We start from the raw sequence: 18,190 nt of genomic DNA, 5'->3' as shown, positions 1-18,190 counted from the left end.
TTATGGTGACAGGTGAAAACCATTCATAAAATTGATCTTTTATCTATTACTGTTGAATTCAGTTCATGATACGGAGTCGCTGAGCGCCTCTTCAAACTGGCCCCGGGATTCCTTGAAACGGGCTACCGGGAAACTGATGGGGACACCGGCCACTGCCGCTTCCAGCATCTGGAGATGGGCATCCCAGCCCGCCGCGCTGATGGCGATCTGGTCTTCGGGCAGAAGCCCGATGGTCAGGGTGAGCCGTGTCCCGCCACCAGTCGGCTCCAGATCCCAGCGCAGGGGTCGGCGCGGCGCATCGCCGTTACTCCAGGAATAGGTGAGATGGCGTTCCGGCTCGAGCTCGATGATATGCGAATCAATGGGCTCCCCACTCATCTCAAACTCGATGCGGACCCGCCCACCGGGCTTCAGATCCAATTCGCCGGGCGCCAGCCACTGCCGGAGATGGTCCGGATCCGTCAGCCAGGCCCAGGCCTGTGCCGGAGCTGTTTCCAGTTCCCTTTCCAGCATCACCTTCCAGCCATCGGTCTGCTGTTCAAACGCCGCCCTTTCAGTACGGATTACCGCTGCATCACTCATGAAACTGCTTCCTTCTGTTGTCTATTGCTGACCACCCAACACTAGGCCAGCGTACTCTGATCACACCCCATAGCGGTTGATCCCGATCAAACGCAATCAGGTGGCAGTCGTGGGCCGTACTGCCCGTCGCTCAAGACCGCCCTGAACGACCAGCTCCGGCGGCCGGGCTGCTGCTTCCGGGCGTGCGATCCGCGGTGATCATCGTTATGGCCGCCGGTTTCGTGTAAAGTTTCTGGTCAGATATTATTTATTCATGTATTTTTTATACATCTTATTGCGGATGCGGGAAGGCGTCAATTCGAAGGCTTCCCCTCCATTGAAGCTGATCCATGCATTGCCACGACTAAGCAGGAGCCCACATGAGCGCGTATCTTGACGAGAAGCTGGAACCCATCTTCCAGGACGTACTCCACCGCAACCCCGGTGAGAAAGAGTTCCACCAGGCGGTGCACGAGGTCCTGGAAACCCTCGGCCCCGTCCTGGTGAAACACCCGGAGTTCGTGGACTCCCGCATCATCCAGCGCATCTGTGAGCCCGAACGCCAGATCATCTTCCGGGTGCCCTGGCAGGACGATAAGGGCGAGATCCAGATCAACCGGGCCTTCCGGGTGGAGTTCAACAGTGCCCTCGGCCCCTACAAGGGCGGCATGCGTTTCCACCCCTCGGTGTACCTGGGCATCATCAAATTCCTGGGCTTCGAGCAGATCTTCAAGAATTCCCTGACGGGGCTGCCCATTGGCGGCGGCAAGGGCGGCAGTGATTTTGACCCCAAAGGGCGCTCGGACTCCGAGATCATGCGCTTCTGCCAGAGCCTGATGACCGAGCTCTACCGCCACCTGGGTGAATACACCGATGTTCCCGCCGGTGACATCGGCGTGAGCCAGCGCGAGATCGGCTACCTGTTCGGCCAGTACAAGCGCATCACCAACCGCTACGAATCCGGCGTGCTCACCGGCAAGGGGCTGGGCTGGGGCGGCAGCTGTGCCCGCACCGAGGCCACCGGCTACGGCACCGTCTTCTTCGTGCAGGAAATGCTCAAGGCCCGCGGCGAATCACTGGATGGCCGGAAAATGGTGGTGTCCGGCTCCGGCAACGTCGCCATCTACGCCATCCAGAAGGCCCAGCAGCTGGGCGCCCATGTGATCGCCTGTTCGGATTCCGCCGGCATCCTCGTGGATGAGGAGGGGTTGGACCTGGATCGGATCCGGCGCATCAAGGAAGTGGAACGCCGCCGGATCAGCGACTACGCCGATGAGAAACCCAATGCCCGGTATGTCGAGGATGGCAACGTCTGGCGCGTGCCCTGTGACGTGGCACTGCCCTGCGCCACCCAGAACGAGCTCAACGGAAAGGATGCCAGGTACCTGGTGGAAAACGGTTGCCGGGCCGTTGCCGAGGGCGCGAACATGCCCACCACGCCCGAAGGCGCCCAGGTCTTCCGGGAAGCGGGCATCGCTTATGGCCCTGGAAAGGCCGCCAATGCCGGCGGTGTTGCCACCAGCGCCCTGGAGATGCAGCAGAACGCCAGCCGCGACTCCTGGTCCTTTGAGCACACCGAGAACCGGCTGGAGCAGATTATGGCGAATATCCACCGTGACTGCTTCGAAACGGCCGAGACCTTCGGCTCCCCGGGCAACTACGTGGTCGGCGCCAACATTGCCGCCTTCCTCAGGGTCGCGCGGGCCATGGAGGCACAGGGGCTGATCTGAGCGTGCGACTGGCCAGGATTCATCCCAGGTAGAACATGGTCTTGGCCAGCACCGCTATAACCACTACGTGGCCGAAGACGCTGTAGTGAATGATGCGGTTACGCCGTGCGTTCAGCATGCCACGCCGGATCAGGGTCATGGCGGTGATGAAGTGGCCCAGGACGCTGAACGCAAGCAGAATCTTGACGCTTAACTGCAACGCGAAGGCGGACTCCCCCGGCGCGGCCAGAGCGCCACTGTACCGGTGGGCCATGACCAGCCCCGAACCGAACAGCAACAGGATCACCCACGGCATGATCCGCCGTAACCGGGCGCCCAGGGCCTCCTCAACCGGTACCAGCGCCCGTTCCTGAACCCGCCCCCGAATGCCCTCCAGCATCACCACCTCAAAAAAGACGGTGCCAATGAAGACCACCGCCATCAGCAGGTGGATGATGTGGCTCATCGCATACACCTTATGACCCCTCCGCTTTGAGTTCAGGCGCACATTCAATTATTAATTATACATCTTTAGGGTTGGAAGAACTTGACCGATTCAGCCATAGCTGTCGGTTAAATGCAGCACAATGGGACAGCGTCCTGCCCCTGACACTTGAGGATGTCTCCAATGAGTAACACCCGCAATCCCGACTGGAACCCCCGGGATCCGGCCCTCCTGGACGAGCCGCTGGCCGCCTTTGACCGGATGCGTCACGAATGCCCTGTGGCCTGGAGCGAGTACCAGCACTGGTCCCTGTTCCGGCACGAGGATGTGACGCGGGTGCTGCATGAGCCGGAGACCTTCTCCAATGCTGTCTCACACCATCTGTCAGTACCCAACGGCATGGATCCACCGGAACACGGGCACTACCGGCGCATCATCGAGCCCTATTTCAGCCCTGACGCCATGGCGCGCTTTGAGCCGAGGTGCCGAAGCATCGCCCGGGAGCTGGTACAGTCATTACCCGAAAACGGGACAACCGATGTCATCCCGGCCTTCGCCGAGGATTTCGCCCTCAGGATCCAGTGCGCGTTCATGGGCTGGCGGGAGGACCTCCACGAATCACTCAGGGAATGGCTGCACCGCAACCAGCAGGCCACACTCTCCGGGGATCGCGAGGCCATGGCGCAGGTCGCGGTGGATTTCGACAGCACCATCCGGTCACTGCTGGCCGAGCGCCGCGACGCGGACGATCAGGCGCCAGGGGACACCACCACCGCCCTGATGAACGAGACGGTGAATGGCCGTGCCCTGACCGATGAGGAGCTGGTCAGCATCCTGCGCAACTGGACCGTTGGCGAGGTGGGCACCATCAGCGCCAGCGTCGGCATCATCATGTACGCCCTGGCCCGGGACCCGGAGCTGATGATGCATCTTCAGGCCCATCCGGAGGAACTGGACAGCACCATTGACGAGCTTCTCCGCCGCGATGCCCCGCTGATGTCCAACCGTCGCGTCACCACCTGTCCGGTAACACTCGGAGGCCGCCGGATTGAGGCGGGCGAACGCCTGACGCTCCTGTGGGCCTCCGCCAATCGCGATGAGTCTGTTTTCGGTGACCCGGACGCGATCGATCCGGGCGGCAATGCCGGAAACAACCTGCTCTACGGTGCCGGCATCCATGTCTGCCCGGGGGCGCCTCTGGCAAGGCTTGAGCTGAGCACCCTTTTCGAGGAACTCCTGTTCTGGCGTCCGCACTTCCATATCCCGGGCGATGCAGGACCTCAGAGGGCCCATTACCCGGCTGGCGGTTTCTCATCACTGTCCCTTGCCTTCGGGTAGATCCCTTTCCGCATTGCGTGCGTAATAAACCGGGAGTACATTCTTCCGGAAGCCCCCCGGGGCGGTGATGGTAGTCCCATGCGCCCGATTGCCCTTTTCGCTGTCGCGTTTCTGTTGCTGGTGGCCCCCGCCTGGAGTGAAACAGACGGGGAGGATCTGCCCGTCATTACACTGGTGGCGGATGAATGGTGCCCCTTCAACTGTGCCCCGGATGCTGAATCCCCCGGCATTCTGGTGGAGATCGCCCGCCAGGCCCTGCTCCTGGAAGGCTATCGCGTGGATTACCAGAGTATGCCCTGGCGCCGTGCCATTCGAGGCGTGCGCAATGGCAACTTCCACGGCATCATCGGTGCCGGCCCCGCGGAAACACCGGACTTCCACTTCCCGGATCAGCCGCTGGCCATGGCCCACCACAGCCTGTTCACCCTGCCGGACAACGACTGGACCTACACCAGCCTGGAGTCACTCGCCGCCATCCGCCTCGGCGTGATCCAGGAGTACTCCTACGGCGGTCTGCACGATGACTACATCCAGCCCAACGAGAGCAACAACAGACGCCTTATGGTTCTCAGCGGCAACCAGGTGCTGCCACGCCTGATCCAGCTTCTGGAAATGGGCCGCATTGACGCCCTTGCCGCGGAGGAAAAGGTTCTGGAGTACCACTACAGCCAGGAAGGGCGCATCAACCCGCTGCGCAATGCCGGACTGGCCTACCAGGAAGAACTCTATATCGCGTTCTCACCGGCGAAGCCGGATGGCCGGGAACTGGCTGATGCCCTGAACCGGGGCATGACGAAGCTGAGAGAACAGGGAATGATCACGGATATACTGAACGACTACAGTGCTCTAAAGGACTGAGCGGACGAGCAGGGCCGCTTCCGGCGCCGAACCGGTGACCGGGGAACGGATCCAGACACGATGGCCACTGCCCGGTGCCGCTTCAACAGGCTGATGATCCCGTGCCGAAAGCAGTGTCTCCGGCTGGAACCAGTGATTGCCGGAAGGCGTCATCAGCTCCAGCCAGTCCCCTGGCTCAAACCGGTTCTTGACCTCAATGCACAGCCAGCCCTGTTCCCCGGAAAGTACCTCGCCCACCCACTGGCGGGTTCCCAGCAGCGAGGTTCCCGCCTCGTAGCGCTGGTATTCCGCCGGCGGGTGGCGGCGCAGGAAGCCCTCCGTGTAACCCCGGTTGGAGAGCGCTTCCAGTTCGTCCATCAGCGTCCGGTCAAAGGTCGTCCCTGCCATGGCGTCATCAATGGCACGGCGATAGACCTGCACTGTGCGGGCAACGTAATAGGGGCTCTTGGTACGCCCCTCGATCTTGAGCGAATCCACGCCCATCCGGCACAGCCGCTCCACGTGCTGTACCGCCCGCAGGTCCTTCGAATTCATGATGTAGGTGCCGTGCTCGTCCTCGTGCATGGGCACACTCTCGCCAGGGCGGCCAGCCTCCTCCACCAGCATGCTGCGTTCACCGTCCTCCTGGTGCACGGGAATCAGGTCGCCGCTGCTGTCATGAGTGGAGGCCTGCGGGGTATAGGACCAGCGGCAGGCGTTGGTACAGGCGCCCTGGTTGGCATCACGATGGTTCATGTAGCCGGACAGCAGGCAGCGGCCGGAATACGCCATGCACAGCGCCCCGTGCACGAACACCTCCAGCTCCATACCGGGCACCTGCTCGCGCATCGCCTCGATCTCGTCCAGTGACAGTTCCCGGGAGAGGATGACCCGCTCCAGCCCCTGTCGGCGCCAGAACTCCAGGGTGGCCCAGTTCACCGCATTGGCCTGAACGGACAGGTGGATGGGCATATCCGGCCAGTGCTCGCGCACCAGCATGATCAGCCCCGGATCGGACATGATGAGTGCATCCGGCCCAGTGGCGATCAGCGGTTCCAGATCCCGCAGGGCGGAGCGGATCTTGTCGTTGTGCGGGGCAATGTTCAACACCAGATAGAAGCGCCGGCCGTGCGCATGGGTATAACGGATGGCCTCCGCCAGCGCTTCGGCATCACGGAAGCTGTTGTTGCGCACGCGCAGCGAATAGCGGGGTGGACCGGCATAGACCGCGTCCGCGCCATAGGCGATCGCCATTTCAAGGTGCCGCTGGTTCCCGACCGGGGCCAGCAGCTCAGGGGCCTGTTCCATCATGGGCGCAGGGTAGGACATGCAACGCAGGGGTTCCTTGACTTCCATCAGCCGCCAGGCCTTCCCCTGCACCGCTCTCCCGTTTAGGGTAATACCATGACTGATTTCAGCCTGCACCCACAGCTTGAGGCCGACTGCCACTGGGTTGGCCGCCTGGAGAACTGCCAGATCCTGCTCCACCACAATGCCGGTGTTCCCTGGTACATCGTGGTCCCGGAAACCGAGGCGGGAGAACTGCACGAGATGGGCATGACCGAGCGTGCCGATGTGGACTGGGTGCTTGATGCCATGGCCCGCTTCATCAAGCACCATCACGGCAGTGAACGCATCAACCTGGGCGCCATCGGGAACCGCGTGCCCCAGCTGCATATCCACTTGATTGGCCGCAGCGAAGGCGACCCCTGCTGGCCGGATGCGGTCTGGGGCCATCTGCCCGCAGGCCCGGCCTGGAGTGACGCGGCGATTGAGACGATCCGCCAGCAGGCACCGGTCGAGCCCTGACCCCTACCAGGCCCCGCGCGTGATGCGGCGGCAACCCCGTACGCTGCCGTTATAGAAATAGACCCAGGCCGGACCAAAGCGGGTATCCCGCTGCTGGCGGGTGTATTCGCCCCGCTCCGGCGCCTGTGCGTTGTAGCTCTCCAGGGCATCCACCCGGGCGAAGGTCCGCTCATCCACTTCGTACACCTCCACCAGAACACCCTGGGAAGGCTGCTCAACGGCACCGGGGTACGGGCCCAGATCGTGGAGAACAATACTCTTCAGGTGATCCGTCCCCAGAAATCGGGCGCGGATAAGAAGCCGATGATTGCTGTAGCCGCGCTTGAGGGTGCCATAGACCGCGATGCGGAACCCTGTACTCTCCTCGTCGCTCATTCCCGGGCCTGCTCCTCCTCTGTTACACCATCATCCTGTGCATACCAGTCATCCAGCATACGCTGCAGCCGTTCCCGCTGGATGGCCTCGTGCAGTTCGCTCTGGCGCTTTTCGTCACGCAGCGAGCGCAGCAGCGCGGCCGCCATGAACAGCACCAGGATCATGAAGGGGAAGGCCGCCAGGATAGAAACGGTCTGCAGCGCCCCCAGCCCACCACTGAGCAGCAGCACGCCGGCCACCAGCACCTGAACCGCGCCCCAGGTCACACGCGACCAGCGCGGTGGGGTGAGCACCCCCTTGCTGGTGAACATCCCGAGCACGAAAGTGGCCGAGTTCGCGGAGGTGATCACGAAGAGCGTGATCAGAACCAGCACCAGGATTCCGAGCCACTCCGAGCCGGGCAGCAGCGAAAGCATGGCGAAGAGCCCGGCGCTGACCTCATCGGCCACCGCCTGCCCCACAGCCGCCCCCTCAAACAGCTCGAAGTACAGGGCGGAGCCGCCAAAAGTCGCAAACCACAGGGTACTCAGAAGCACCGGGGTGCCGATCACCCCCACCACGAACTCACGGATGGTTCGCCCCCGTGAGATACGAGCGATGAAGCTGCCCACGAATGGCGCCCATGAAAGCCCCCAGGCCCAGTAGAAAATGGTCCAGCGTTCGACCCAGTCGTCCCCGGTGTAGGGCGTCATGACCAGGCTCATGCCCATCACATTGGCGAAGTAGTCGCCGATGGCGGTGGTCATGGCGGCGGTGATGAAATCCGTGGGGCCGGCGAAGAAAACGAACACCAGGAGCAGCCCCGCCAGAATCATGTTGGCGTCGCTCACATAGCGTACACCGCTTTCCAGCGGGGCCAGGGAGCAGAGCAGGAAAACCACGGACACCCCGCCCAGGATCATCAGCTGCTGCTCAGTACCAAAGGCGGTATCCGCAACCGACACCAGCCCGCTGTTGATCTGTATCACCCCAAGCCCGAGCGTGGTGGCCACACCGAACACCGTGGAGACCACCGCCAGGATATTGATGCCGTGACCGGCGAAGCCATCAACACGGTCACCGATACTGTTGCGGAAGGCTTCACTGATCAGGCCCGCCCGCTGGTGCCGGAAGCGCACATAGGCGATGGCCAGCCCCACCACCGCAAAATTGGCCCACTGGTGGAAGCCCCAGTGGAACAGGGAATACTGCATCGCCAGCCGCGCTGCCGCAGGCGTTCCACCTTCAGCGCTGTCCAGGGGTGGTTGCAGGTAATGGCTCATGGGTTCGGCCACACCCCAGAAAACCAGCCCCACCCCCATGCCGGCGGAGAAGATCATCCCCAGCCAGGTGAGAAAGGAGAACTCCGGGATCTCACCATCCGCCCCCAGGCGGATGTGGCCGTAATCGCTGAAGGCCACACCCAGACAGAACAGCAGAAAACCGGAAGTGACAAACAGGTAGAGCCAGCCGAAATGCAGGGTGGTGAACTCAAGCGCCTGCGCGCTGTAGGCCGCGAACGGTTCCGGCCAGGCGACGCCAGCCCCGACGAAGGCAAGCAGCAGGAGCAGCGAGGTATAGAAGACCCAACCGGGGCGTTGACTCATAAGCGGCTTCCGACAGAATCCGAAAGAAACAGTGCTTCCACTCTAGCGCCAGCGCACGGCCGGATAAAGACACTCAAGCAGTCTCTCCGTCATACAGCCTCCTCGCCGCGGCTTCTATACTGGCGCGGATCAATACCATAACGCTTGAGTCTGGACGCAAGGGTCGTGGGTTTGACCTCCAGCAACTCGGCAGCGCCACCCTGCCCGAATACCTTGCCCCGGCACTGGCGAAGCGCACTGATCATGTTCTCGCGCTCCTGCTCCCGCTTCTCGCCTTCGGTCAGTGGCCGCTGCGTGGTTCCGGCGGTTTCAGGGCCGGCGGCAACCGGTTCCGGACCCACAGTGTCCCGATCCGCTGGCAGGTCAAAGCTCAGCTTACGTCCCCGCGTGACGATCACCTGGCGTTCGATCACGTTCTCCAGCTCCCGGACGTTCCCCGGCCAGCAGTAGCGCTGGAGGGCTTCCACATTGGCATGACTGAGCTCCAGCGGCTCGCGGTGGAATCTGCGGCAGGCGTTACGCAGGAAAAGCTGCGCCAGCGGTGGGATGTCTTCAGGGCGTTCGCGCAGCGGCACGGACTCGATCGGGAACACATTCAGCCGGAAGTACAGATCCTCACGGAACCGGCCCGCCTCGACCTCGGTTTTCAGGTCGCGGTTCGTCGCCGCAATGACCCGCACATCCACGCTGCGGGTGCGTGTCTCGCCAATACGCTCAAACGTCTGCTCCTGCAGAACCCGCAGCAGCTTGCCCTGCAGTGACAGGGGGATCTCGCCCACCTCATCCAGGAAGAGCGTGCCACCGTCGGCCAGCTCGAAGCGCCCGACCCGGTCGTTCACCGCGCCCGTGAAAGCCCCCTTAACATGGCCGAAGAATTCGCTCTCGAACAGCTCCGCCGGAATAGCGGCACAGTTGACCCGGATCATGGGCCGTTCCGAGCGGTCACTGACATTGTGGATGGCCCGGGCGATCAGCTCCTTGCCGGTGCCGGACTCGCCGATGACCAGAACATTGGCGCCAGTGGGCGCGACCAGATCGATGCGCTGGATCATGGCCGCCACCGCCTCACTGCGCCCAACGATCTCGTGGGCGTTGTGCTCGGCGCTGATCTCCTCCTGGAGGTAGGCGTTTTCCATCTCCAGCCGGTGCTTGAGGGTCTCCACCTCTTCCAGCGCCTCCTTGAGGCTGTCCTCGGTGCGGCGGCGGTCGGTGACGTCACGGAAGACCACTACAGCGCCCACCAGCTGGCCGTTGTCCACGATGGGCGTGCTGGTGTACTCCACGGGGAATCCGGACCCATCCTGGCGCCAGAAGAAATCATCATTGACCCGGTGGACCGCCCCGTCGCTGAAGGCCCGGTAGATCGGACAGCACTCGCGCTGGTGGGGCGTGCCGTCCGAATGGCTGTGATGGATGGCCGTGTGCATGACCCGCCCGAGCAGTTCATCCCGGTGCCAGCCCAGCATGCGCTCGGCGGCGGAGTTGATGAAGGTGGTCCGGCCCTCCGCGTCCACGCCGTAGATACCCTCACCTACCGCTTCCAGGATCAGCTGATTCTCGCGCTCAATCTCCCGGAACAGGGTCTCCACCCGTTTCCAGTGCAGGAGACCGCCACGGTGGTAGCTGTTGATCTCGTGGCGTTCCCGGCGTTCGCGCAGCAGCGTCAGGTCCCGCAGCAGCATCAGAACACGGGGCTCCCCGGCTTCCGTCATGAGCGAAAGGGACATTTCAAGTTCGATGACCCGTTCATCACTGGCCACCAGGCTCAGATCCCGGCTCCAGGCCTCACCATGGGTCATGGCCTCGTCGGTGAGACTGACCAGCTGGGGAATCTGCCCTCCGAAGAGGGTGGTGACACGCAGAGACACCAGCTCCTCCAGAGACCGCCCAAGCATCCGGGCGAGGTGACTGTTGGCAGCCTCAACGGTATCGCGCACCGGATCCACCAGCAGGCCCGGTTCGGGCAGCGCCTCAATCCAGTCCAGATTCGTCTGCGGTGTGATGACAGCGTTCATGGGGCCTCCGTTGTTGCTCTCCCTTCCTCCCAATCAAACGCCGTGCCGGATTACGAATTCCCGTAGACAGGTACTACGAATTCCCGTGAATCACGAAATAACGTAGCTCCTTCAATCACACCCTAAAGTAACTAGAACACTGACTATAAAGGATATTCTGGATTTCAGGCAGATTGGCACGATCACTGCGACAGCAATCGTGAGTAGCCCGATAACGGCATTGCCGGGCGATTCTGGCAATGCCCCTTTTCAGGGCACGCCAAACCAACATGCACAAAACTGGAACAGGAGCAGCACCATGATGAACCACGAAACCATGACCGCGGCCATCCTCAATGCCAAGAACGAGCAGGGCTACACCTGGGAGCAATTGGCCGAATCCATCGGCATGTCCCCCGTGTGGACCGCTTCCTGCTGCTACGGCATGAACACCATGCTGGAGGATCAGGCCAAGGGGCTGTGCAAGGCTCTCAATCTCGGTGACGAAGTGGCACAAACCCTGCAAACCTGCCCCCACAAGCACTGGGACAACGCCGTCCCGACCGACCCCCTTATCTATCGCATCTACGAAGCCTGCATGATCTACGGCGACAGCGTGAAGGACATCATTCACGAGAAGTTCGGCGACGGGATCATGAGCGCGATTGATTACAAGATGTACGTGGATCGGGTCGAGGATCCGAAGGGAGACCGGGTCGTGATCACCATGGATGGCAAGTTCCTTCCCTTCAAACGCTGGTAGCAGGAGAATCTCCATGTCCTATCTTCAACCCAACGAGTTCGTCACCAAGCTGGTGGACGCGGGCGAAGCCAAGATCCACATGGGCACCCGGGACACTCTCATCCGTGCCTTCATGGCGGGGGCGACGCTGGCCCTGGCAGTGATCTTCGCCATCACCATCGCGGTGCAGACCGGATCCTTCCTGATCGGCGCACTGCTCTTCCCCGTGGGCTTCTGCATGCTCTATCTGATGGGGTACGACCTGCTCACGGGCGTTTTCACCCTTGTGCCCATGGCACTACTGGATAAGCGCCCGGGCGTGACTTTTCCGCGCATGCTGAAGAACTGGGGCCTGGTCGGGCTCGGCAACCTCGGCGGCGCGCTGTTTATTGCCGTTTTCGGCTATCTCAACTTCTCCATGGGCGGCTCCGAGGCCATCAACGAGGTCGGCCAGAAAATGATGTCCGTTGGTGAAAGCCGCACGGTGGGTTATCAGGAAGCCGGTGTAGCCGGCTGGATCGTGCTTTTCATGCGCGGCATGTTCTGTAACTGGATGGTCTCCATGGGCGTGGTCGGTGCGAGCATCTCAACCCATGTGTCGGGCAAGATCATGGCCATGTGGATGCCGATCATCGTCTTCTTCTATCTCGGCTTCGAGCACTCCGTCGTGAACATGTTCCTGTTCCCGATCGGCCTGATGATGGGCGGGGAATTCACCCTCTATCAGTACATCATGTGGAACGAGATCCCGACCGTGCTGGGCAACCTGGTGGGTGGCCTGACGCTGGTTGGTCTGGTTCTGTACACAACCCACGTCCGCACCCAGCCGAAGAAGAACTTTTCCTGATCGGGGGGGTGACCCCCTGTACCGGATGACCATCCGGTAATAACCCTCCCAACCGGGGCCTGGTGGCTTGTCGCCACCCGCCCCGGCTTTTTATGCTGGTATTCCCACCCACACAGGGAGTTACAGCATGAAGGCACTGACCCGAATACTTACCGGTATCACACTGGCACTGGGCACAACCGCCGCGATGGCCAGCGAGGCGCCGGAAGATGCTTCCGCCTACTTCATTTCCCCACAGGACGGCGAGACTGTCAGCTCTCCAGTAACGGTGCGCTTCGGCCTCGAAGGCATGGGTGTGGCGCCCTCCGGCGTCGACCGGGAGAACACCGGCCACCACCACCTGCTGGTGAATGTGGACGAGATGCCAGCGATGGATGAACCCATTCCTTCAGACGACCAGCACCGGCACTTCGGCGGTGGCCAGACCCAGACCACACTGGATCTTGAACCCGGCGAGCACGAGCTGACCCTGCTTCTCGGGGACGAGACCCACACGCCCCACGAGCCGCCGGTCAAATCCGAGACCATTACCATTACCGTTGAATAACAGCCTTTGACCTGCCGGGTCGGTCAGCCTATGTTCCTTTCGCCATGAGTACCCCGCTGCCCGGCCCGGTCAACTGGAAATGGAAAGCCCTGCGTGCCGCAGTGCACGTGCGTCGCCATCCCTGGCTTTTCGCGCTGGTGGGCTTCGTGGCAGGCATCGCCAGTTTCCTGCTTGTGGATCGTCAGCAGGATACGGCGGGACTGATCGCGGTGCTGATGCTGGCGGGCTGGCTCTGGCTGCTGCTGGAGGATCCGATCCGCCGCCTGATCAGTCTGATTCCGGGCGTGGACCTGCCGCCGCCACTGGTCCGCTTCACGACCCAGCTCATCCACCAGGAAAGCTTCTTCTTCGCACTGCCGTTCTTTGCCATCACCACGACCTGGACAAGCGTGCAGGCCCTGTTCACGGTGATGATCGGCGCAGCCGGCCTGATCTCGATCATTGATCCGCTGTACCACGGCTGGCTCACCCGCCACCGCTGGCTCTATCTCGCCTATCACTGCCTGGCACTGTCCACCATCCTGCTGACGGCACTGCCCATCATCCTGCACCTGAGCACCTGGGAGAGCTACATCATCACCACCGTGCTCACCCTGGCTCTGGCATTGCCGAGTCTGGCCCAGGCCGTACCACTCGGGGGTACCCTGCGCCTGGTCGGTATGGCCGGTGTTCTCACGGTCCTCGTGGCCACAGCCTGGTTCGGTCGCGTGGCCGTTCCACCCGCCACCCTGTGGCTGACCGAAAGCACCATATCCCATTTGGTGGACCAGGATGACATGGAGCCGGGACGCTCTCTGGAAGGAGCCACTGCCGAGGAGGTACTGGAACGCGGACTCTACGCCTACACCGCGATCCGGGCGCCGCGCGGGCTGCATGAGACGGTCTATCACGAGTGGGTTCACAACGGCCGGGTCTATGACCGCATCCCGCTGGAGGTTACCGGTGGCCGTGAGGCGGGGTACCGTGCCTGGACCCACAAGCTCCGTTTTCCGCCCAACCCGGAAGGGGTCTGGCATGTGCGGGTCAAGACCGGGTCGGATCAGATGATCGGACAGATCCGCTTCCGGGTCCGGGACTGATCCGGCCCCGGGAAACGCTTCAGAAGCCATGCCCCATGAGGCCAAGAACCCCCATCGCGATCAGGTAACCCGCCACGATGTAGTTGAGAAGCTTCGGGAAGATCAGGATACCGATCCCGGCACCCAGCGAAATCAGCGGGGCGAGATCAATGTGAAACGTCATATTACCTCCTTTGACTGGCTATTCGGGAATCCCCGAATCCAATCCTAGCAGCTCGGGCGTAGAATGAGCCCACTGTTAAGGAAACGTATAGACCCGACATGCTGACATTAACGATCCGATGCCATCTGGGACAGGTGCCGCGCCTTCTGGTTCTGACAGCAATGCTCCTGGCGGGCCCAGCCTCAGGGGGAACTCTGAGTCTTTCCTGGGACAATGACCTGCTGACCGGTGAGGACAAAGGCTACACGAACGGCCTGCGCATTTCCTATCTGGAAGAAGCGGCCGAGAACAAACCCGATTGCCGTCTGTGCCTGAGCGGCCGGACACGGGATGCCCTTACGCCGCTGCCCGGCGTGGGCGCGCCGGAAAGCAACCACGCCCTCGCCTGGTCACTGCGCCAACTGATGCTCACCCCCCAGGATATCGAGCGCCGCGAGCCTCAGTACGATGATATCCCCTACACCGGGTATCTTTCCGGCAGCGTAACCCTCTGGAGCTGGGATGACCGCAGCATCACGGGTTACGGCGTATCGGCCGGTGTTATCGGGCCGGACTCAATGGCGGAGGAAGCTCAGGAATGGGTTCATGGTGTCACCGGCAGCACCAACCCTCGCGGCTGGGACAATCAGCTGGGCACCGACTGGGTTGGCGGCGTCCAGGCCCTGCATGCACGCCGCGCCTTGAAAACCGGTCAGGCAGATGGACTGCAACAGGACCTGAACTGGCTGGTGAGCGCTGAGGCCAGCAACTTCATCTCCAATGCCCAGATTGGTGCGGGCTGGCGCTTTGGCACCAATCTGCCGGACAATTTCATTTCCGACTACGCCGGGCTGTCATCGTCAGTGGGCATGCCCGGCATCCTGGACGCCCCCGGCCCCGGGTGGTCCGTTTTTGTCGGCGTTCTCGGGGAGTGGATTCCCTACTCCTATCTGGACGAGCGTTCCGGTCGGTACCAGTACGACCAGGAGCCCCTGGTCGGCCATGCGGGCATCGGCGCAAGCCTGCACACCCGGGACCTCCATTTCTCGGTCTCACTCCGGACCACCACCTCGCAGGACGCGACCAACAAAGAACCGCTGTCTTTTGGTACTGTTTCACTGGTCTGGCGCCTCTGACGCCATCGTAATAACCATCCGCGTACCGACACGGGGCAATCCCGAATGACAGAAAGGACACTGATTCCCTTACGCTACAGTGTCTACCTGGCCTGCATCCTGGTCAGCGTGATTACACTGGCACTCAGCAGCCTGTCCGCGTGGTGGCTGATCATCGCCCTGCCTGCCATTGCGCTTGCCGTTCTGGGCACCTGGGACCTTCTACAGCCCAGGCGCACCGTGAGCCGCAATTACCCGGTTCTGGCCCACTTCCGGTACTTCCTCGAATCCATTGGCCCCGAGATCCGCCAGTACTTCGTCTTTTCGGATACCGAAGGACGCCCGTTCAACCGGGAACAGCGGCGTATCGTCTACCAGCGGGCCAAGAACACCCTGGATAAGCGCCCCTTCGGCAGCCTGCTGGACATGGATCACTCCGGCTACGAGTGGATCAATCACTCGCTGGCGCCGGTGGATCACGCGGACACCGACTTCCGGGTCACCATCGGCAGCCGCTGCGCTCAACCGTACAGCGCCAGTATCTTCAACATCTCCGCCATGAGTTTCGGGTCGCTTTCCGCCAACGCCATACGGGCGCTGAACCATGGCGCTGCCAAGGGTGGCTTCTACCACGACACCGGCGAAGGCTCGATCTCCCGCTATCATCTGGAAGGCGGCGGCGACCTCGTCTGGGAAATTGGTTCAGGCTATTTCGGATGCCGGGATGAACAGGGGTACTTCAACGAAGCGCTGTTCGTGGAGAACGCCACCCGCGACGCGGTGAAGATGATCGAGGTGAAGCTCTCCCAGGGTGCCAAACCCGGCCACGGCGGTATCCTTCCCGGCGCCAAGGTCACCGGGGAAATCGCCGAGGCCCGTGGTGTTCCCGTGGGCGAGGATGTGGTCTCACCCCCCAGCCACTCGGCCTTCAGCACACCGATCGAGCTGCTCGAGTTCTTGGACCGGCTGCGGGAACTGTCGGGAGGCAAGCCGGTGGGCTTCAAGCTCGCCATCGGCCATCCCTGGGAATGGTTCGCCATCGTAAAGGCCATGCTGGAAACCGGACGGAAGCCGGATTTCATTGTGGTCGATGGCGGCGAAGGCGGCACCGGCGCAGCGCCCCTGGAGTTCATCAACCGGCTCGGCATGCCGTTGCTGGATGCTCTGCTGCTGGTTCACAACACCCTGGTGGGCACCAACCTCCGGGACTCCATTGCGGTTGGTTCCGCCGGCAAGATCACCTCCGGCTTCCACCTGGCCAAGACACTGGCGCTGGGGGCGGACTGGTGCAACGCGGGACGGGGCTACATGTTCGCCCTTGGCTGTATCCAGGCCCTGAGCTGCCACACCGGCCGCTGCCCCAGTGGCGTAGCCACCCAGGATCCACGCCGGGGCGGCAAGCTGGATGTGCCGCTCAAGAGCGAACGCGTGCATAATTTCCACCGGAACACAGTGCGGGCTTTCGGCAACCTGATCGGTGCCGCCGGCCTTCAGGACGCCACGGAACTGGGGCCGGACCACATCATCCAGCAGACCTCACAGACGGAGTTCCGCACTTACCGCGATCTCTATCACTTCCTGGAACCCGGCGCCCTGTTCCGGGGAGAGACAGGGCTGGAGCTTTTCGACCACTACTGGGAAGAAGCCAATGCCCGGGAATTCGGTGCTCCCAGTTCCGTCATCAGGTTCCGCCGGAATCCGGTGCGCTGAGGCTGGTGTCAGCGGGGCGCACCCCGGAAAGCCCCGCCAGCGGTCCGCCATCCATGGCCAGCACCACGGTCGACCCCGTGAATTCCCCCAGACGATACCCCTGCACCAACCAGGCCCAACCGAACAGGTTTCCGGCGACACCCAGGGTGCCTGCCGGGGCTTCCGGAAAGGCCCAGCGAACCTCCGGCTGAACCCAGTCTCCCAATGCAGGCAGGGCCGGGGTGAGCTGCTCCAGGTACCCGTCACTACCGTTCCCGGGGCACAGTAAGGCCTCGGGTCGGGAAACCGCATCGACCCCCTTGCGGACCAGGTCGCCGGGATCGGACCCGCCTTCAGGCCGTCCATCCACCAGGGAGAAGACCAGCTCCAGACCGCTGTCGGAGGGTGTCCAGTCCAGAGCCACAACGGCCTCCATACCCGCCTCATCCGGGCTTTTCATCCGGGCCGCGATCATGCGCCCAGTAGTTCCCAGCCGGTTGAGCTGGCTCATGGCCAATGCGCTCCAGCCACGTCCGAAACCGATTTCCGCGCGGTCCCCGAGGCAGTTTTCCCAGACCAATCGTTGGTTCTGTTCACTGGACGGCAGCATCACCCAGTTGGGCTGGTCGGGCAGGAGCAGTGGTTCAATCACCGCCCGAAGGCGCTCATGGGAGCCTTCGGCTTCAATGCCCGGGATCCGGCACTGAGATGTGTCGCCTGCGGCCAACGGCTGGGCTTCCAACCCCGGAGACAGAACATCCTCGAGGTTATGGGCACCAATCGATCCCTGAATACCACTCAGTTGCCAGGGCACCAGTAACCTCCATGCAGCGAAACAGGAGTGCCCTCAATCCGATGAGCGCAGGCCGGCCAGAGCCGTTCACGGAACCCCAGGGGCAGAACCCGGAACAGCCGCTGCCAGTCCACCTCCTCCAGAGGCATGCCCCAAAGCTGCCGTCCCCGGTGACGATCCTCACGGTCCCCGACCAGCCAGCGGACCTCACGAAGGGCAGGTTCTGCCAGTGATTCATCATGACGGAAACTGGCCAGCCAGGGCAGAAAACGGCTGTGCCAGGTGGCCCCGAGCATCGCGACCAGGGTGGCATCCGTTACCCGCGATGCCAGGGCATTGACCAGGGCCCCCACGCGGGCGTCGTCCACAGCCCCGAGCATGGGCGGCAGCCATTCGCGCCAGAGGGCCCCGTCACCCTCTTCCCAGAGGGCCAGGGCGACAGCCTCGGGACAGGTCTCCTGGTTGATCGCCGCATGCCAGTCCGCCCAGGGCGCCGGTGGTACATAACCACGGCGAGTCAGGGCTCGGGCTGCCCGGACCTGGGAGGTAAACGTCTCCGGAAAATCCGTGGGGCACTCGAGG

Annotated in this window: 19 protein-coding genes; 10 read left to right on the top strand and 9 right to left on the bottom strand. The window is 62.5% G+C overall.

The window, feature by feature from the left end; translation table 11 throughout:
- Positions 1 to 63: 63 nt before the first annotated feature.
- Positions 64 to 582: an SRPBCC family protein gene (locus F3089_RS14560; protein ID WP_151441515.1), complete on the bottom strand. Its 519-nt coding sequence runs from the start codon at positions 580 to 582 to the stop codon at positions 64 to 66.
- A 359-nt stretch (positions 583 to 941) separates the two neighbouring features.
- Here F3089_RS14560 and gdhA point away from each other — a divergent pair, with 359 nt between their 5' ends.
- Complete coding sequence (gene gdhA / locus F3089_RS14555; RefSeq protein ID WP_151441514.1) at positions 942 to 2,291, top strand: NADP-specific glutamate dehydrogenase; 1,350 nt, start codon at positions 942 to 944, stop codon at positions 2,289 to 2,291.
- A 19-nt stretch (positions 2,292 to 2,310) separates the two neighbouring features.
- On the opposite strand, the gene F3089_RS14550 is transcribed toward gdhA, so the two are convergent.
- Entirely contained in the window at positions 2,311 to 2,736 is a 426-nt protein-coding gene (locus tag F3089_RS14550) for a CopD family copper resistance protein (RefSeq protein WP_151441513.1), read from the bottom strand.
- A gap of 162 nt (positions 2,737 to 2,898) precedes the next feature.
- Between F3089_RS14550 and F3089_RS14545 the strand changes: the two genes are divergently transcribed.
- Together F3089_RS14545 and F3089_RS14540 are read left to right on the top strand one after the other, a co-directional pair.
- Positions 2,899 to 4,053, top strand: a complete 1,155-nt coding sequence (locus F3089_RS14545) for a cytochrome P450 (RefSeq protein WP_151441511.1) — start codon at positions 2,899 to 2,901, stop codon at positions 4,051 to 4,053.
- A gap of 78 nt (positions 4,054 to 4,131) precedes the next feature.
- Positions 4,132 to 4,911: a substrate-binding periplasmic protein gene (locus F3089_RS14540; RefSeq protein WP_151441510.1), complete on the top strand. Its 780-nt coding sequence runs from the start codon at positions 4,132 to 4,134 to the stop codon at positions 4,909 to 4,911.
- On the opposite strand, the gene trhP is transcribed toward F3089_RS14540, so the two are convergent.
- Positions 4,900 to 6,219, bottom strand: a complete 1,320-nt coding sequence (gene trhP / locus F3089_RS14535) for a prephenate-dependent tRNA uridine(34) hydroxylase TrhP (protein WP_225741781.1) — start codon at positions 6,217 to 6,219, stop codon at positions 4,900 to 4,902. The two genes, F3089_RS14540 and trhP, sit on opposite strands and share 12 nt — an antisense overlap.
- Before the next feature lie 75 nt (positions 6,220 to 6,294).
- On the opposite strand from trhP, the gene F3089_RS14530 reads away from it, so the two are divergent.
- Positions 6,295 to 6,699 (top strand): HIT family protein, encoded by a 405-nt coding sequence (locus tag F3089_RS14530; RefSeq protein ID WP_151441509.1) that lies wholly within the window; start codon positions 6,295 to 6,297, stop codon positions 6,697 to 6,699.
- A 3-nt stretch (positions 6,700 to 6,702) separates the two neighbouring features.
- Here the strand turns inward: F3089_RS14530 and F3089_RS14525 are convergent, their stop codons facing one another.
- The 3 genes from F3089_RS14525 to F3089_RS14515 all read right to left on the bottom strand — a co-directional run bounded on the left by F3089_RS14525 (position 6,703) and on the right by F3089_RS14515 (position 10,675).
- On the bottom strand, positions 6,703 to 7,074 hold the full coding sequence (locus F3089_RS14525; protein WP_151441507.1) for a gamma-glutamylcyclotransferase family protein: 372 nt from the start codon (positions 7,072 to 7,074) through the stop codon (positions 6,703 to 6,705).
- Positions 7,071 to 8,660 carry a BCCT family transporter gene (locus tag F3089_RS14520; RefSeq protein ID WP_151441506.1) on the bottom strand — a complete coding sequence of 530 codons (1,590 nt, stop codon included), beginning with the start codon at positions 8,658 to 8,660 and terminating at the stop codon, positions 7,071 to 7,073. Before F3089_RS14520 ends, F3089_RS14525 begins: the two co-directional genes overlap by 4 nt.
- A gap of 89 nt (positions 8,661 to 8,749) precedes the next feature.
- Positions 8,750 to 10,675, bottom strand: coding sequence for a sigma 54-interacting transcriptional regulator (locus F3089_RS14515; protein WP_151441505.1), 1,926 nt, complete (start codon positions 10,673 to 10,675; stop codon positions 8,750 to 8,752).
- Between the two features lie 298 nt (positions 10,676 to 10,973).
- On the opposite strand from F3089_RS14515, the gene cynS reads away from it, so the two are divergent.
- The 4 genes from cynS to F3089_RS14495 all read left to right on the top strand — a co-directional run bounded on the left by cynS (position 10,974) and on the right by F3089_RS14495 (position 13,869).
- Positions 10,974 to 11,417, top strand: a complete 444-nt coding sequence (gene cynS, locus F3089_RS14510) for a cyanase (protein ID WP_151441502.1) — start codon at positions 10,974 to 10,976, stop codon at positions 11,415 to 11,417.
- A gap of 13 nt (positions 11,418 to 11,430) precedes the next feature.
- On the top strand, positions 11,431 to 12,243 hold the full coding sequence (locus F3089_RS14505; protein WP_151441500.1) for a formate/nitrite transporter family protein: 813 nt from the start codon (positions 11,431 to 11,433) through the stop codon (positions 12,241 to 12,243).
- A 127-nt stretch (positions 12,244 to 12,370) separates the two neighbouring features.
- Complete coding sequence (locus F3089_RS14500) at positions 12,371 to 12,790, top strand: DUF4399 domain-containing protein (RefSeq protein WP_192497398.1); 420 nt, start codon at positions 12,371 to 12,373, stop codon at positions 12,788 to 12,790.
- Between the two features lie 44 nt (positions 12,791 to 12,834).
- Complete coding sequence (locus F3089_RS14495) at positions 12,835 to 13,869, top strand: DUF5924 family protein (protein ID WP_151441498.1); 1,035 nt, start codon at positions 12,835 to 12,837, stop codon at positions 13,867 to 13,869.
- 19 nt (positions 13,870 to 13,888) lie between these two features.
- Here F3089_RS14495 and F3089_RS14490 read toward each other — a convergent pair whose 3' ends face one another.
- Positions 13,889 to 14,032, bottom strand: a complete 144-nt coding sequence (locus F3089_RS14490) for a DUF3096 domain-containing protein (RefSeq protein ID WP_095616256.1) — start codon at positions 14,030 to 14,032, stop codon at positions 13,889 to 13,891.
- A gap of 98 nt (positions 14,033 to 14,130) precedes the next feature.
- Here F3089_RS14490 and F3089_RS14485 point away from each other — a divergent pair, with 98 nt between their 5' ends.
- Complete coding sequence (locus F3089_RS14485; protein WP_225741780.1) at positions 14,131 to 15,147, top strand: lipid A deacylase LpxR family protein; 1,017 nt, start codon at positions 14,131 to 14,133, stop codon at positions 15,145 to 15,147.
- A 45-nt stretch (positions 15,148 to 15,192) separates the two neighbouring features.
- Positions 15,193 to 16,836, top strand: coding sequence for an FMN-binding glutamate synthase family protein (locus F3089_RS14480; protein WP_151441497.1), 1,644 nt, complete (start codon positions 15,193 to 15,195; stop codon positions 16,834 to 16,836).
- Here F3089_RS14480 and F3089_RS14475 read toward each other — a convergent pair.
- Both F3089_RS14475 and F3089_RS15940 read right to left on the bottom strand, forming a co-directional pair.
- A complete protein-coding gene (locus tag F3089_RS14475) occupies positions 16,808 to 17,629 on the bottom strand; it encodes a hypothetical protein (protein WP_151441496.1) in 822 nt (273 codons plus the stop codon). The genes F3089_RS14480 and F3089_RS14475 overlap by 29 nt on opposite strands.
- A partial coding sequence (locus F3089_RS15940) for a hypothetical protein (RefSeq protein ID WP_192497397.1) occupies positions 17,614 to 18,190 on the bottom strand: 577 nt, incomplete at its 5' end. The genes F3089_RS15940 and F3089_RS14475, both read right to left, overlap by 16 nt.

The organism is Halospina sp. K52047b, from assembly GCF_008709855.1.
GTDB lineage: Bacteria > Pseudomonadota > Gammaproteobacteria > Pseudomonadales > Oleiphilaceae > Halospina > Halospina utahensis_B.
This window is presented reverse-complemented; position numbering and strand designations above follow the sequence as displayed.